Origin of the sequence: Burkholderia sola, from assembly GCF_905400185.1 — a bacterium.
In the GTDB taxonomy this organism is placed as follows: Bacteria; Pseudomonadota; Gammaproteobacteria; order Burkholderiales; family Burkholderiaceae; genus Burkholderia; species Burkholderia sola.
Map to the genome: position 1 here is coordinate 1,959,196 of NZ_FR989676.1, position 15,342 is coordinate 1,974,537.

8 protein-coding genes are annotated in these 15,342 nt (G+C 66.8%); 6 read left to right on the plus strand and 2 right to left on the minus strand.

The genetic code is table 11. From position 1 onward, the window contains the following. Positions 1 to 128: 128 nt before the first annotated feature. The 4 genes from KR541_RS25315 to KR541_RS25330 all read left to right on the plus strand — a co-directional run bounded on the left by KR541_RS25315 (position 129) and on the right by KR541_RS25330 (position 10,104). Positions 129 to 4,517 carry an autotransporter domain-containing protein gene (locus tag KR541_RS25315; RefSeq protein WP_216089873.1) on the plus strand — a complete coding sequence of 1,463 codons (4,389 nt, stop codon included), beginning with the start codon at positions 129 to 131 and terminating at the stop codon, positions 4,515 to 4,517. Positions 4,518 to 5,168: 651 nt separating this feature from the next. Further along, on the plus strand, positions 5,169 to 7,301 hold the full coding sequence (locus tag KR541_RS25320) for a polysaccharide deacetylase family protein (RefSeq protein WP_089489472.1): 2,133 nt from the start codon (positions 5,169 to 5,171) through the stop codon (positions 7,299 to 7,301). A gap of 33 nt (positions 7,302 to 7,334) precedes the next feature. Beyond that, complete coding sequence (locus KR541_RS25325; protein ID WP_050011870.1) at positions 7,335 to 8,570, plus strand: S53 family peptidase; 1,236 nt, start codon at positions 7,335 to 7,337, stop codon at positions 8,568 to 8,570. A 385-nt stretch (positions 8,571 to 8,955) separates the two neighbouring features. After that, positions 8,956 to 10,104 carry a porin gene (locus tag KR541_RS25330; RefSeq protein ID WP_050011869.1) on the plus strand — a complete coding sequence of 383 codons (1,149 nt, stop codon included), beginning with the start codon at positions 8,956 to 8,958 and terminating at the stop codon, positions 10,102 to 10,104. A 53-nt stretch (positions 10,105 to 10,157) separates the two neighbouring features. Here the strand turns inward: KR541_RS25330 and KR541_RS25335 are convergent, their stop codons facing one another. Beyond that, on the minus strand, positions 10,158 to 10,616 hold the full coding sequence (locus KR541_RS25335; RefSeq protein WP_050012095.1) for an Lrp/AsnC family transcriptional regulator: 459 nt from the start codon (positions 10,614 to 10,616) through the stop codon (positions 10,158 to 10,160). Between the two features lie 183 nt (positions 10,617 to 10,799). Between KR541_RS25335 and KR541_RS25340 the strand changes: the two genes are divergently transcribed. Continuing rightward, positions 10,800 to 11,897 carry a branched-chain amino acid aminotransferase gene (locus KR541_RS25340; RefSeq protein ID WP_124640423.1) on the plus strand — a complete coding sequence of 366 codons (1,098 nt, stop codon included), beginning with the start codon at positions 10,800 to 10,802 and terminating at the stop codon, positions 11,895 to 11,897. Between the two features lie 128 nt (positions 11,898 to 12,025). Beyond that, a complete protein-coding gene (locus tag KR541_RS25345; protein WP_239468977.1) occupies positions 12,026 to 13,894 on the plus strand; it encodes an FUSC family protein in 1,869 nt (622 codons plus the stop codon). Between the two features lie 459 nt (positions 13,895 to 14,353). Here KR541_RS25345 and KR541_RS25350 read toward each other — a convergent pair whose 3' ends face one another. After that, positions 14,354 to 15,292, minus strand: coding sequence for a response regulator (locus tag KR541_RS25350; RefSeq protein WP_050012877.1), 939 nt, complete (start codon positions 15,290 to 15,292; stop codon positions 14,354 to 14,356). Positions 15,293 to 15,342 lie beyond the last annotated feature (50 nt).

Below are 15,342 nucleotides of genomic sequence, written 5' to 3' on the forward strand. Positions count from 1 at the left end.
CCAACACAATCAGTATCCGCGGACCGGCGCGCCATAGAAAGACAACAACGACGGGTCCGTCGCGCCACCGGTACAGCCTCTTCGTGACCAGCGCCAGGCCCATGGGTCTATGCACCGAGGGGATCGACATGAACCGGGTCTATCGGCTGGTCTGGAGCCGTGGCTTGCGTGCTCCGCAAGTGGTATCCGAACACACGAGGGCATCACACGGCGGAGTCGACGCCGGTCATGGCGCCACGCCCGCGCGCCGCTGCGCTTCCATCGCTTCCGTCGTTTCGATCGGCGTGTCGCTCGGCCTGGCCGGCGCGGCCGTCCCGGGTTGGGCCGTCACGTGCTCTTCCGGCACCATCGCGAATTGCAGCGCCCCCGGCGGCGCCGGCATCCCGGACCGAAGCGGCAACGGCGGCAGCGGTAACGGCGGTGGCGGGGGTTCCTCCACGTTGGGCGGCGGCTCCGCCACGGTCCAGGTTCCCGGCGGCCCCACGTCGGGCGGGACCGGCGGCACCGGCGCGACGAATGACAGCGGGCAGGGCGGCGTCGGCGGTGCACCCGCGGTGGTGCTGGCCGGCGATGCGGTGGTCAACGCGAACGCGCAAGGCGGCGCAGGTCAGGCCTTCGACGGATTCAATTTTGCCGGTGGCGCGGGCGGCGGTGGCGCGGGCGTGTATTCGACCGGCACCAGCGTGACCGTCAGCAACGGCGTGACCGTGCAGGGTGGCAGCGGCGGGAATGGCGGTGCCGGCACGTCGGGGCCTGCGTCGAACGGCGGCGGTGGCGGGGGCGGAGGCGGTGGGCTGGTCATGGTGACGCCGGCGGCCGACGTGATGAACCAGGGGACGCTCGTCGGCGGAAACGGCGGCACCGGGGGCGGCGGCGGAAACCCGGGCGGCGGAGGCGGGGGCGGTGACGGGCTGCTGACCTTGGGCCCCGGTTCGCAGGTAACCAATCTCGGGACCGTCGTCGGTGGCGTGGGCGGCGTCAGCGGCGGCGGCGCAAGCACGGCCGGCGCCAGCGGCGCGGGCGTCAACCTGGCTAGCGACTTCACCGTGCTGACCAACGTCGGCACGATCACCGGCGGCGCCGGCAACGGCGGGGCTGCCGGTGCCGGTGTCATCGCCAATGGCCGCGATGTCGTCGTCAACGGCGGCACGATCGCGGGCGGCTTGTACGCGGACGGCGTGACGCGCGCATCAGCCATCCGGTTCAACGGCGCGAACAATACGCTGCAGTTGGTCACCGGGTCCAACATCGTCGGTAACCTCGAGGTGACGGCCGGGGCGACGACCACCATCACCGCGGGCTCCGCGGGGCTCTCGTTGTCCAACCAGGTCACGCTCGGCGATGCCGCGTCCCGCGTGACCTTCGATTCCACCACGACCGACCTCGTGGTGTCAGGCGTGATATCCGGGGCGGGCAACGTCGCGGTGCGCGGTGGCCGAACGATCATGCTGACGGGAGACAACACCTATACCGGCGGCACCACGATCACCGCCGGCACGCTGCAGATCGGCAGCGGCGGGACCACGGGCTCCGTCGCCGGCGACATCGTCAACAACGGCACGTTGGCGTTCAACCGCAGCGACACGGTGTCGTATGGCGGCACGATCAGCGGGACGGGCAGCCTCATGCAGGCGGGGACCGGCACGCTCGCGATATCCGGCGTCGCCGGCTATGCGGGGAGCACCACCATCAATGCCGGCACGCTCGCGCTGATCGGCGCGGGCAGCGTTGCTGCTTCCAGCGGAGTCGTCGCGAACGGCACGTTCGATATCTCGGGGACGACCGCGGGGGCGACGATCAACGCGCTGACCGGCACGGGCACGGTCGCGCTGGGCGGCCGCACGCTGACGCTGGCCAATGCGGCCGGTACGTTCAGCGGCGCGATTGGCGGCACGGGCGGGCTGACGGTTGCGGGCGGTACGCAAACGCTGTCGGGCGCCAACGGCTTTACCGGTGCAACGTCGATCAACGCCGGTACGCTGGCGTTGACCGGTTCGGGCAGCGTCGCCGCGTCCAGCGGCGTCGTCAACAACGGCACGTTCGATATCTCGGGGACGACCGCGGGGGCGACGATCAATGCGCTGACCGGGACGGGCACGGTTGCGCTGGGCGACCGCACGCTGACGCTGGCCAATGCAGCCGGCACGTTCAGCGGCGCGATTGGCGGCACGGGCGGGCTCACCGTGGCGGGCGGCACGCAAACGCTATCCGGCGCCAACGGCTTTACCGGTGCAACGTCGATCAACGCCGGCACGCTGGCGTTGACCGGTTCGGGCAGCGTCGCCGCGTCCAGCGGTGTCGTCAATAACGGCACGTTCGATATCTCGGGGACCACCACCGGCGCGACGATCAATGCGCTCACCGGCAGCGGCACGGTCGCGCTGGGCAGCCGCACGCTGACGCTGGCCAATGCGGCCGGCACGTTCGGCGGGACCATCAACGGGACCGGTGGAGTGACCGTCGGCGGCGGTACGCAAACACTGTCGGCGGCGAATGCCTACACGGGCACCACCACGGTCAATGCCGGCACGCTGGCGCTGACCGGCGCCGGCAGCATTGCCGCCTCGAGCGGCGTCGTCGACAACGGCACGCTGGACATTTCGGCGACCACCTCCGGCGCCACGATCAACACGCTCACCGGCAGCGGCACGGTCGCGCTGGGCAGCCGCACGCTGACACTCGCCAATGCGGCCGGCACGTTTGGCGGAACCGTCAGCGGCAGCGGCGGGCTGACGGTTGCGGGCGGTACGCAGACGCTGTCCGGCGTGAACACCTATACAGGCGCGACGACGGTTAACGCGGGCACGCTCGCGTTGTCGGGCGCCGGTCGGCTGGCATCGTCCACGGCGGTCACGCTCGCCGGCCCCGTGGCCGCGCTCGACCTGTCCGCGGCCGGCAGCCAGACGGTCGCGCATCTGTCCGGCGTGGCAGGCAGCCGCGTGGTGCTGGGCGGCAGTGCGCTCACGCTGTCCGACGACTCGTCGCAAACCTTCGGCGGCAGTCTCGTCGGCACCGGCGGCCTGGTCAAACAGGGCGCGGGCATGCTGACGCTGAACGGTGTCAGCAACGCGTTCTCCGGCACGACGACGGTGGCGGGCGGCACGTTGGCCGTCGGCGACGCGGCGAATCCCGCCGCGGTGCTGGGTGGCAACGTCGTGGTGAATTCGCTCGGCGCGTTGCGCGGCCACGGCACGATATCGGGCGACGTCAGCAGCAGCGGCGTGGTCGCACCGGGCGGCTCGATCGGAACGCTGTCGGTGGGCGGCAACTATACGCAGGCGGCCGGCGGCACGCTGTCGATCGAGGTCAGCCCGACGGAAGCATCGCAACTGCGCGTAGGCGGCGCCGCGACGCTCGGCGGCACGTTGGCCGTTCTGTTCGATCCCGGCACCTATACGGCCCGCCGCTACACCGTGCTGAGCGCGGCCAACGGCGTGACGGGCCATTTCGCGACCGTCGGCACCACCACGGCCGGCGCGAATCTCGGCGCGTTGCAATCGTCGGTGGACTACGGCGCCAACGCGGTCGACCTGCTGCTCGCCGAGCCGACGGGGCCCGGTACGCCGGCCGGCCCGACGATCATCGCGCCGACCAGGACGTCGATCTACTCGGCGCTCGGCACGATGGCCTTGCTGCAGGCGCAGAGCGCCAGTTCGACGCTGCTCGGGCGTCTGGCGGCCCCGGAGGACGATGCGTCCGGCTCCCGCAACGTGTGGGCCGTTGCCAGCGGTTCCAGCACCAAGGTGGGCGGCACGAGCGGCGCGCCGGGCTTCCTCACGCACGCGTACGGGTTCCTGGCGGGCGGGCAGGGACGGCTCGGCGACGCCACCGTCGGTGCGGCCGGCGGCTACACGCACACCGCGCTGTCCGAAGACACGACAGGCGCATCGGGCGCCATCGACACGCTGCGCGTCGCGCTGTACGGCGCGCAGCCGATCGGCGCGGTCAACCTGTCGGCCACGCTCGGTTACGGTCTCGATTTCCTGTCGCAGAAGCGGCCATTCGGCAGCGCGGGTACCGCCGAAGGCGACCATCTCGGCCACGAATTCACCGCCGCTACGCAGGCCAGCCTGCCGATGGCGGCCGGCGGCTTCCGGTTCGCGCCGCACGTCGGGCTGCGGTATGCATACGTGCGCGGCAGCGGCTTCAGCGAGGACGGCGCCAACGGCCAGAACCTGCACGTCGGCCCCGACAGCGCGAGGAGCCTGCAGCCGTACGTGGGTGTGTCGCTCGCCAAGGCGTTCGGCGATGCCGTGCGCCCGGTCGACGTCCAGCTGCGCGTCGGCTATGCGCACGAGGTGCTGCGCGACAGTCGCGTCGTCCAGGTGCAGAGCCAGGACGGGACCGTGTTCGCGGCGCCGGGTACCGATCTGCCACGCTCGTTCCTCACCACGGGCGCCAGCGTCACGCTGCAGGCCGCCAAGACGACCACGGTATCGCTCGGGCTGGATGCGACGATCAATACGGGCCATGTGTCGGCGCAGTCGGCATATGTGCGCGTCAATTCCAGGTTCTGACCGCGTGGGAACAGGGATGGTGAAACGGGTCTTTCGATGTGGCGGGTTGTCCCTCGTCTTCAATCGATCGATGAACCGTCGTCAATTTCCTATGCTTCGCAGGTAGAACCGCACGCCGTGCAGGCGAGCCCGGCACGGCCACATGCGTGCCGAGCCGGTGTTGCACGGCGGAATCATTTTCCGTTGAATCCCCGCGCGCTTGCCGATGCCCGACAACGCAGGCAGCGATCGGAAGCCCCATCCGGCGCGGCGCCGAATAGCCTCACGTCGTCCATCGCGACGGTTCCCCCGGCCCCGCTTCATTACCCGCCACGTGCGCCGTATCGGCGCTGTAACGTTTTTGGCGCGATTTTCCCGTGCCGGATGCCCGGCATCGCCGCGGGCCGTCCCGACAACGCAGTCGCGAGACTGGCACGTTGTTCGCTTCACCGGGGGGCGGTAGGAACGATAGTCGCCATGCACTCCTGATCGTCCGACAAATCGACGCGCATGCGTCGCGGGGCGTCCGAAACACGGCACGTTCGCTCTGCGCCGCCAGCCGATGGCGCACCCCGATCCGGACGCGGACCGCTCGATCATGACGAGCGCAACGCGCACGCAGTGACGAGTCGAGCATCGGCTGTCATCCCACCTCCTACGGGGAGAGAAAAAATGTCGGCCAAGCCAATCCGGACCCTACGAGCGTTTCTGATCGTCTTTTCCGTTTGCCTGATGACGTTGGCACCCGGGCGGGCGAGCGCGTTGTCGAACCAGTTGCTGTTGCTGCTGCCGGACAACTTCACGTTGCCGGACCCGCGTGTGTCCGCATGGCTCGATTCCGCGGCGGAGGAGGGACTGCAGATCTCGCTGATCAGCGACACGCAATTCAAGCAGGGCGGCACGTCGCTGCAGCAGTACCAGGGACTCATCCTGCCTGACCAGGTGCATACGGTCGCCGACGATACGCTCGTGACCGCCATCCAGAGCTATGCGTTGAACGGCGGGCGCGTGATGCTCGTCTATGATTTCGGCGTACTGAACGCGACGGGATTCTATCCGGCCGGGCAATCGCGTTTCAGCTCGATGGCCGGCGTCAACTACGTGCTCTACGACACGCTCGGCGGGAACATGATCGGCCTCGGCAACGTGACCGGCATGGGCAGCACGTTGCGCGCGCTACAGATTCCTCCGGGGAAGTCGATGGCATGGCCGGGCTCGACGACGGCGGCGACCGCGTTGGCCTCAACCGCGTCGACTACATCGACCGGCTCGACGACGAACCCGTTGCTCTACCTGCAGCCGAGCCCGTCGAACCCGGGCGGGCTTGCCGGTTACAACCATCAGGCGTATTTCACGTACAAGACGGTCAACGGGCGCATGACCGGCGTGCCGCTGAATCTCGGGCGCGTGTCGGCCGGCGCAAAGGTCGGATCCGGATCGTACTCGCCGACCTCGACGATGCTGTCGCCGGTATCGACGGCGGTGAAGGGCGCGACGTCGTTCGCGACCGCGTCGCCCGCCGCGACGACCGACGTGCTCGAAGGCATCTCCGGCTACGTATACGGCTTCCTCACCTATCCGAGCTACGTCACGCAAGGCACGTATACCGGCACGACGCTGCTGACGTCGCCGAACTTCGGGCTCGTCGCCGGCTATCAGGCGTATGGAAACGGCGGCGTGATGTTCGTCAACCTGCCGCTCGCGTATCTCGACGGGCAAACCGACAGCATGCCGATCCACGGCTTCCTGCATTACTTCACGACGAACATCCTGTCTATGCCGCACCTGTCGCTGCAGCCGCGGGCGCAGGCCGGGATGGTCCTGAACTGGCACTTCTGTGCGCGAGATCAGATTCAGCCGGCGCAGTACCTGAAGAATTACGGCGTCTGGAACAGCGGCCCGTATTCGATCGTGATGACGGCCGGCCCTGACGACGTGACGATCGGCGACGGTCTCGGCATCAACCTGACGAACAATACGCAGGCGAAACAACTGGTCGCGTTCCTGCTCAAGCGCGGGCACAAGGTCGGCAGCCACGGCGGCTGGGCGCACGACTACTGGGGGGCGAACGCGAGCGAAACCAATGCGAGCACGTTCACGCAGTATCTGGTGCTGAACCACAATGCGGTTCAGTCGGTGACGGGCAAGCCGGACGTCGAGTGGGCGGCCCCGGAAGGCAATACGCCGACGTGGGCGGTGAACTGGCTCGAATCGAACGGCTACTCCGGCTACTACTTCACCGGCCATACCGGCAATGCGCAAACGCGTGCGTATCGCAACGGTTCGCTGCTGAATCCGGGCATCTGGGCGTTTCCGGTGATGCCGTTCGGCAAGTATGCGACGTTCGAAGAGTTCCAGGAGTTCGCGGTGCCGACGACGGACGTCCAGAACTGGTATCTGTCGCTGATGGATTTCGTCGTCGCGAACCGCACGAGCCGGTTGATCTACATGCACCCGCTGGGCGCGTCGTGGTATCCGAACGTCGTCACGACGATTCTCGGCTACGCGTCGTCGCTGGCGACGACCGGCCAGTTCAAGTGGTTCACGATGGATCAGCTCACGCAGTTCGACCGGCGCCGTCTGCTCGTGAACTGGACGGCGACCGATACCGGCACCAGCTGGACGTTCAGCGCGACGCAGCCGACCAGTCTGCAGGACATGACGTGGCTGTTGCCGAAGAGCACGTACCAGTTGCCGAGCGTGAAAAGCGGCAGCGCGACGGTCGTGAGCACCGATCCGGTCAACTGGCTGGTCATCGCGGGCTCGGGCAAGTCGCTGACGTTCACGAGCGCGAAGGTGCACTGACGCGCGCCGGCTCCTTTGCCAACGGGGAACACCATGAAGCGAGCTTCGTTTGCGCGTGCGCTGCGCATGCTGGCCGTATCGGCGAGCATCGCGCTGATGTTCGGCGTGTCGTTCGCACAGTCCGCGCATCGAGCGCCGCGCGGGTTTGCACGGCCGCCGCTCCATCTGCATGGCGCCGCGAAACGGAATCCTGTGGGCCTGTCGCCGCAGCAGATTCGCCGTTTCTACGGGTTCGACGCGTTGCCGGCGCGCGGCTACGGTGGCGACGATCAGATCATCGCCATCGTCGATGCGTACGACAATCCGAACGTCGAGGCGGATCTGCGCTTGTTCAGCCGCACGTTCGGCCTGCCGCCGTGCGCGTCGCCGCGCTGCTTCACGAAGGTGTACGCGACGGCGGACAAGCGTCCGCCGCCGCCGGACGCACTGTGGGCACTCGAGAGTTCGCTGGACGTGCAGTGGGCGCACGCGATCGCACCGAATGCGCGGATCGTGCTGGTCGAAGCCGCATCGAGTTCGCTCGATGACCTGATGAGCGCGGTCGCACTCGCGACGCGTCCGGCACCGGGCGGGGTCGGCGCGAAGGTCGTGTCGATCAGTTGGGGGAGCGGCGAGTTCCTGGCCGAAACGCAATTCGACGGGCAGCTCGCCAGCGCGAACGGCGTGTCGTTCGTCGCGGCATCCGGCGACGGCGGCAACGGGGTCGACTACCCGGCCGCGTCGCCGTATGTGCTGAGCGTCGGCGGCACGTCGATCGCAACCGATGCGAGCGGCGCCTATGTCGACGAAACGGCGTGGGTCGGCAGCGGCGGCGGGCAGAGCGCCGTCGAGACGGCGCCGACGTATCAGTCGAACTTCGGACTGCCGTCGAATAGCCTCGGGCTGCGCGGCCTGCCCGACGTCGCCTATGACGCCGACCCGGCGTCCGGCTTCGCGGTCTACGATTCGTACGGCTATGCGGGGCAGGGCGGGTGGTTCGTCGTCGGCGGCACGAGCGCCGGCGCACCACAATGGTCCGCGTTGATCGCGATCGCGAACAGCGTGCGCATCGCGCGCGGCAAGACGACGCTGAACGCGGTGAGCGCGATCCAGAGTGTGCTGTACGGGCTCGCGTCGAGCGCCTACGCGACGAACTTCCGCGACATCGTCAGCGGCTCGAACGGCGCATGCGGCACGCTTTGCACGGCGGCAACCGGATACGACTACGTAACCGGTCTCGGGCGCCCGATGGCCGCCAATCTGGTCCAGGCGTTGATCGCCGCGCCGTGACACGGGTAAGGCCGCGGAAGAGGCAGGCGGGCTCGATCACGCTGACGGCTGGTCGACATCGCCGTTAGCGCGAATGGACGATTCCCCTCGCACCCTGTAATAGCCTTCGATCGACACGTCCGGATCCCGGCTCCGGGCTACGCGCCAAACGGCGCGCGACTGTCCATGGAGCGCCGGCCGGTCCACCGTTCAACCGCCCGCTAGCCGCTTTCCTCGCTGACAAACATCCCCCATTTTGAAGAGCACCTTCCTGCCGCGAGGGGCTAACAGTAAAAAATCGGCTCATTACACTGCGCCCGTCGCATCGCCGAGCAGTCTCGACGCGGCACAGACGCAGCGCGCAAGCGTTACGACCGGCAAACGAAAGATTTGGGGGTAAATCGTCATGAACAAGCGTTGGGGGATCGTCGCACCCGCCGCGTTGCTTGCTGCAGCCGCTCATGCGCAGAGCAGCGTGACCCTGTACGGCAAGATCGAGGACGGTATCAACTACACGAGCAACGCACGCGGCCACGGAACCGTGCAACTGCAAAGCGGCTATGACTACGGGAGCCGCTGGGGCATCAAGGGCACGGAAGACCTTGGCGCGGGCTACCAGGCGATTTTCACGCTCGAGAGCGGTTTCGACGTCAACACCGGCAAGATGAACCAGGGTGGTCGGGAGTTCGGCCGCCAGGCCTTCGTCGGCATCGCGTCGGATCGATACGGCACGCTGACGTTCGGTCGCCAGTATGACCCGAGCGTCGATCTCTTCTCGCCGCTCACCGCGAACGGCAACTGGACGGGCTACCTGTTCTCGCATCCGTACGACAACGACAACACCGACTACTCGTTCCGCGTGAATAACGCGGTCAAGTACGTGTCGCCGGTGTGGCACGGCGTGACCGCGGAGGCGATGTACGGGTTCAGCAATCAGGCGGGCGGTTTCGCGAACAACCGCCTGTATGGCGCCGCGCTGCAATACCAGCAGGGCGGGCTGACGGTCGGCGCGTCGTATTTGAAGATCAACAACGCACGCAATGCCGATTCGACCGGGGCGATCACCGGCGACAACACGTTCGATGCGTCGTCGCAGCAGAACATCGGTATCGGCGTGAATTATGCGTTCTCGAATGCGCTCGTGGGATTCACGTATTCGCACGTCGACGTCTACGACCCGACTTCGAACGCGTATTTCACCGGCACGACGCAGCCGGCGGGCGGTGCATGGAAATCGTGGAAATTCGACAACTTCGAGGTGAACGGCCTCTATCACTTCACGACTGCGTTTTACGTCGGCGCGGCATACACGTACACGCAGGCCCGCGTCGCGTCGACGGTCGGCGCGTTCAATCCGAAGTGGCATCAGCTGAGCACGAAGGTGAATTACGACTTGTCGAAACGCACGTCGGTATTCGTAGAGGGCGTCTATCAGCATGCGATGAACGCGCACACGGGAACCGACTTCGATTACGCGTACATTCCGGGCGCCGCCGATATCTCGTCAGGCCCGAATCAATATGTCGCACGTATCGCGCTGCTGCATCACTTCTGATGCCCATGCCCCGTTCGACACGACGCGCCGGCGTTTCCTGGCGCCGTGCGCGATCACAGCGGAAGCACGGAAGTCTGCTTGATCTTCTGCATCGGAATCTCGGTCTTCACGCTCTGCACGCCTTCGATCCGGGTCAGGTGGTCGATCTGGAGTTGCCGATAGGCGTCGATATCGGCGGTCACGACACGCAGCAGGCAATCGCAATCGCCCGCCATCAAGTGGCACTCGAGCACCTGTGGAAGACGCTGAACCGCTTCGGTGAAACGGTCGACGGTTTTCGCGTCCTGGCTCGTCAGCCAGATGCGGACGAAGACGGTCAACCCCGCGCCGATCTTCGATGCGTCGAGCAGCGCCGCGTAGCGCTCGATGACGCCAGCCTGTTCCAGCTGCTTGACCCGACGCAGGCACGGTGACGGCGACAGTCCCACCTTCTGCGCGAGTTCCACGTTCTGGATTCGTCCGTCTTCCTGAAGCACGTTCAGAATGCGACGGTCCATTTCGTCCAGTTCGATGACGGCCATTGATCGGACCTATTCGGTTGAGGCACGCGGTGCCCGGGTTTTCGGGTTTTGAAGCATGGAATTGCTAAATCGCGCCCATCTTAAGGCGAACACGCAACCTGAAATTATTTTTTCTACGATAAATTTTTGCCCGTAGCAGCCGGGACGGTCCCGCTGCCGATCAAGGGGCAAACGATGAGCACCGATTCCGTCCAGCACTTCGAATTCGAACAAAATCCTCACCCCGTCGCGGCGGCCGAGCGCGCCGCGCTGCTCGCCAATCCCGGTTTCGGCCGGGTCTTCACGGATCACATGGTGACGATCCGGTACTCGGCGGACGAAGGGTGGCATCACGCGAAAATCGGGCCGCGCGAGCCGTTCCGGTTCGATCCGGCGACGCTCGTGCTGCACTACGCGCAGGAAATCTTCGAGGGCTTGAAAGCCTTCCGGCTGCCGGACGGCGGCGCGGCGTTGTTCCGTCCCGATGCGAATGCGCGGCGCTTTCGTCATTCGGCCGAGCGGCTCTCGATGGCGCCGTTGCCGGAGGCGATGTTCGTCGAATCGGTACGTGCGCTCGTCCGCACCGATCGCGACTGGATTCCGGCGTTCGACGGCGCGGCGCTGTATTTGCGGCCGTTCATGATCGCGACGGAGGCGGTGCTCGGCGTAAAGCCGTCGCCGGAGTATCTGTATTGCGTGATCGCGACGCCGGTCGGCGCGTACTTCAAGAGCGGCGCGTCGGGCGTGACGCTGTGGGTGTCGGAGCAGTACACGCGGGCGGCGCCGGGCGGCACGGGCGACGCGAAATGCGGCGGCAACTACGCGGCGAGCCTGGCCGCACAGGCGGAGGCGACTCGCGAAGGCTGCGAGCAGGTGGTGTTTCTCGATGCGGTCGAACGCCGCTGGATCGAGGAACTGGGCGGGATGAACGTGTTCTTCGTGTTCGACGACGGATCGATCCAGACGCCGCCGCTGAACGGGACGATTCTGCCTGGCATCACGCGCGCGTCGTTGATCACGCTGGCTCGGGAACTGAATTACACGGTGCGGGAGGAGGGCTACACGATCGAGCAGTGGCAGGCGGACGCGCGCAGCGGTCGGCTGGTCGAGGCGTTCGCCTGCGGCACGGCGGCGGTCGTGACGGCGATCGGCCGGGTGAAGGGGCGCGCGTACGACTTCACGATCGGCGAAGGCGGCGCGGGGCCGGTCACGTCGCGGCTGAAGGGGGCGCTGCTCGATATCCAGAACGGGCGCGAAGCCGATCGCCACGGCTGGGTGGACCGCGTGTTTTGAGTTCGGCACGGCGGCCATCGCGTGTCGTGGCGGCCGTCCTGAAAGCCGCGGCCGGCATGCCGGCCGGAAGCAGCCGTGCCGCCTCCTGGAATGCTTTGATCATGTCAGCTGTTTCGTTGTCACGCGCCATGGACCGCTTGTTCATTGTCGACCCCGGTCTTCACCGGCTGCTGGGCGGTGTGCGCGCCGCACTCGCGAGCGTGCTCGTCGGCGCGCTCGGCATTGCATCGGCGCTGCATCTCGGTCTCGCGATCACCACCGGCGCCGTGGGCATACTGTTCGCGATGATCGCGCCGCTCTTCCTGCGCGATGCTCGCCGGCTGGACTGGTATGAATCGCTGGCGTGGCAATACGGCGTCGCATGCGCGAGTTTCGCCGCGGCCGCCGTCGCGAGTGCGTGGCCAGCGGTCGGCAAGGCGGGTTTCGTGATCGTCCTGTTCTGTTCGATGCTGTGCCAGACTCAAGGGCCGCGCACGATCGGATGTGCGTTCCTGGCGATCGCGATGTACTACCTTGGCCTCTATCTGCATCCGGCCGCGCTACAGGTCGGCCACATGCTGGCGATGTCGATCGCGGGCCCGGCGGGCGTCGTGCTCGTCTGCCGGATGCTGTTGCCGACGCATGCGGCGCACACGCCCCGGCTCATCGCGCGCTCGGTATCGCTGCACGCGGCATGCATTGCGCGAAGCGCCGTGTCGGACGCGGGCGAGTTCGATGCGATGGCGCATTTGCTCGCGTTGAACGAAGCCGCCATCGCACTCGAGAATCATGCGTCGACATTCGGTGAACGCGACGCGCGTGCATTGCACGCCGCGCTCGTCGCATTGGAGCTCGCAGCCGCCCGGCGCGTGCTGAACCACGACCGGACGGATGCCGCCGCCGCGGCGCTACGCGCGGCGATTGCGCGCTTCGATGCCGTCGCCGGCGACGTGGCGGCGCGCAGGACCGCCACACGTCCGCCCGCGTCCCCGCCGCATGCGCGTGCGGTTCGGTGGGGCGCCGGCTGGCGCACGCTTGCATGGTTGCCGGCGATCCGCGCCGTGGCGGCTGCGTGCGCCGCGATGTTGATCGGCGAGACGCTGTCGTCGGAGCGATGGATGTGGGCGGTGCTTAGCACGTTCGTCGTGTTCTTCGGCACGTATTCGTGTGCGGACACGATCTATCGCGGCACGCAACGTGTCGTCGGCACGCTCGCCGGCGCGCTTGCGAGCGTACTCGTCGTCAGTGCCGTTCATCATGCGAATGCAGTCGTGGTCATCGTCATGGGCGTGTGCGTGTTTGCCTGGGCGTACCACATCCTGCATGCCTACGGGCGCGGCGTATTCTTTTTGACGGTGCTGATCGGCGTCGTCTATGCGCAACTGGGCTTCGAGATCGGAACGCTTGCGGAACTGCGTATCGGCGAGGTGTTGATCGGCTGCGCGGTTTCGCTCGCGGCGGCGATGCTGGTGATGCCACTGGCGGCGTCGCGCCACATCGCGATGCGTTCGCACAACCTGTTGGCGGCGCTGCGCGAACTCATGCACGAGCGCGACGATGGCACGCGGCCGGAGGCGGCGCAGATGCGCGCGGCCGATCGCCGTTTTCACGACGTGCGTATGGCGATCAGGCCGCTGGCTGCGTGGAGCATGTTCCGCGTATCCGGCGATGCGCGACGGTTGTCGGACACGCTGCTGTCTTGCTGGCTGCATGGCCGGATCGTCGCGACGCTCCTGCCTGCTGAAGCCGACGGCTCGGTTGTCGGATTCGAACGGCATTCACGCGCAGCCATCGTCACGCGAATCGATGCGTTGATGGACGATCTGGATCACAGTCGCTCGATGCGACTCGACGCGGCCGCGAACGTGGGGCACGGAACGCTCGCGATATCCGGTGATCGTCCGTTACCGGCCCATCCGGAACTGGCTCGGCTCGACGCGAAGCTGACCGAACTCAACCGGGCATTCGAGCACGCGCTGTTCGGAAAAGTGACGGGCGAGGAACGGTGGCGGAGATAACGGCGGCGCTCGCATCGCTCGCGCGTTGAGCGCTGACACGCATTCTGGTGCGCTAGGGTCTGTTTACATATGGAACGCGCATGCGTTGCCACGAGAACGGCCGCTCGCGAGAGCGGTCGTTCTCGTGGCAACCCCAAATTAAAAAATCATTCCACGGGAATGCCCGAAATCGCCCGTATGGCGGCGTCGCTCGTCGCTTGTTTGGCTCGGCCAAACGGCGCTCCTCACTCCTTGCCATACGCCCCGGAGGAAGTCCCCTTGGGGGACGAGCGATTTCGGGCATTCGCATGCGCGTTCCATATGTAAACAGACCCTAGGAATCGACGGATCTCGCGCATCGGGCTGCCGACTGGCTATCGTTGGCGGCACCCGCTATCCGCCGATCGTTCGGACGGTCGTTCAACGCATCGCCCCGCCAGCAACGTTCGCGCCACCGATATGCGGGAAAGCGGTAGCTTTTCACGTGCGCTCGAGCATCTTGATCGCTGCTGCGGCGGCTCCCGCACGGGTCTCGACATGCAACTTCCGGAACAGGTGTTCGAGATGCTTGTTGACCGTGCGCGGGGCGATGCCCAGAATGTCGCCGATATCGCGGTTCGTCTTGCCGTGCGACACCCACAGCAACACTTCGGCCTCCCGCATGGTCAGGCCGAAGCGTTCGGCGAGCGCATTGCAATGCACCGTGTCGTCCCTTTCCTTGAGGATAACGATCCATTCACCCGGCTCCGGACCGAGCGTCGCACTGGCCGAGCGGCGTATCTGGCCCGAGCCGAATTCATGCACGGCGTCGTCCTGGGCGCCGCGCGCGAGCCAGTCGATGAACCAGGCGCGCAGCGGCGCAGGCAGTTTCGGCGGCGCCTCGGTATCGCGCGCGTTCGTGGTTTGCGCGGCATCGAAGCGGTCGTCATGCGCGGCCGTGTATGCAGCGATATGATGCGCAGCCTGAGGGCTCTGCCACCGAATCGTGCCGTCCGCGCCGACGATCAGCGCCGCGCGCGTGTCGAGCGACAGTGCGGCCTCCGCATACAACTGTGCGCGTGAACGCCGCACGTGGGCGCCGATGCGTGCGCACAACTCCTCGGGCTGCACCGGCTTGGTCACGTAATCGATGCCGCCCACGCGAAAGCCGCGTACGACGTGCTCGCTTTCCGTCAATGCAGTCATGAAGATGACGGGCAGATGCTCGTGCCGTCCGTCCTGCTTGATGCGCACACAGGTTTCGAAGCCGTCCATGCCGGGCATCATTGCGTCGAGCAACACCACGTCGGGCGTCACGCGCGCGAGGCGCTTGAGCGCGTCGTCGCCGGACAGCGCGACGATCACCGCGTAGCCGTGCGCCTGCAGCGTATCGGAGAGAAAGGCGAGGTTCTCCGGCGTATCGTCGACGATCAATATCATGGGCCGTTCGCGCAGCCACACGGCCGGAGCCTCGACGATCGGGGAGGCCG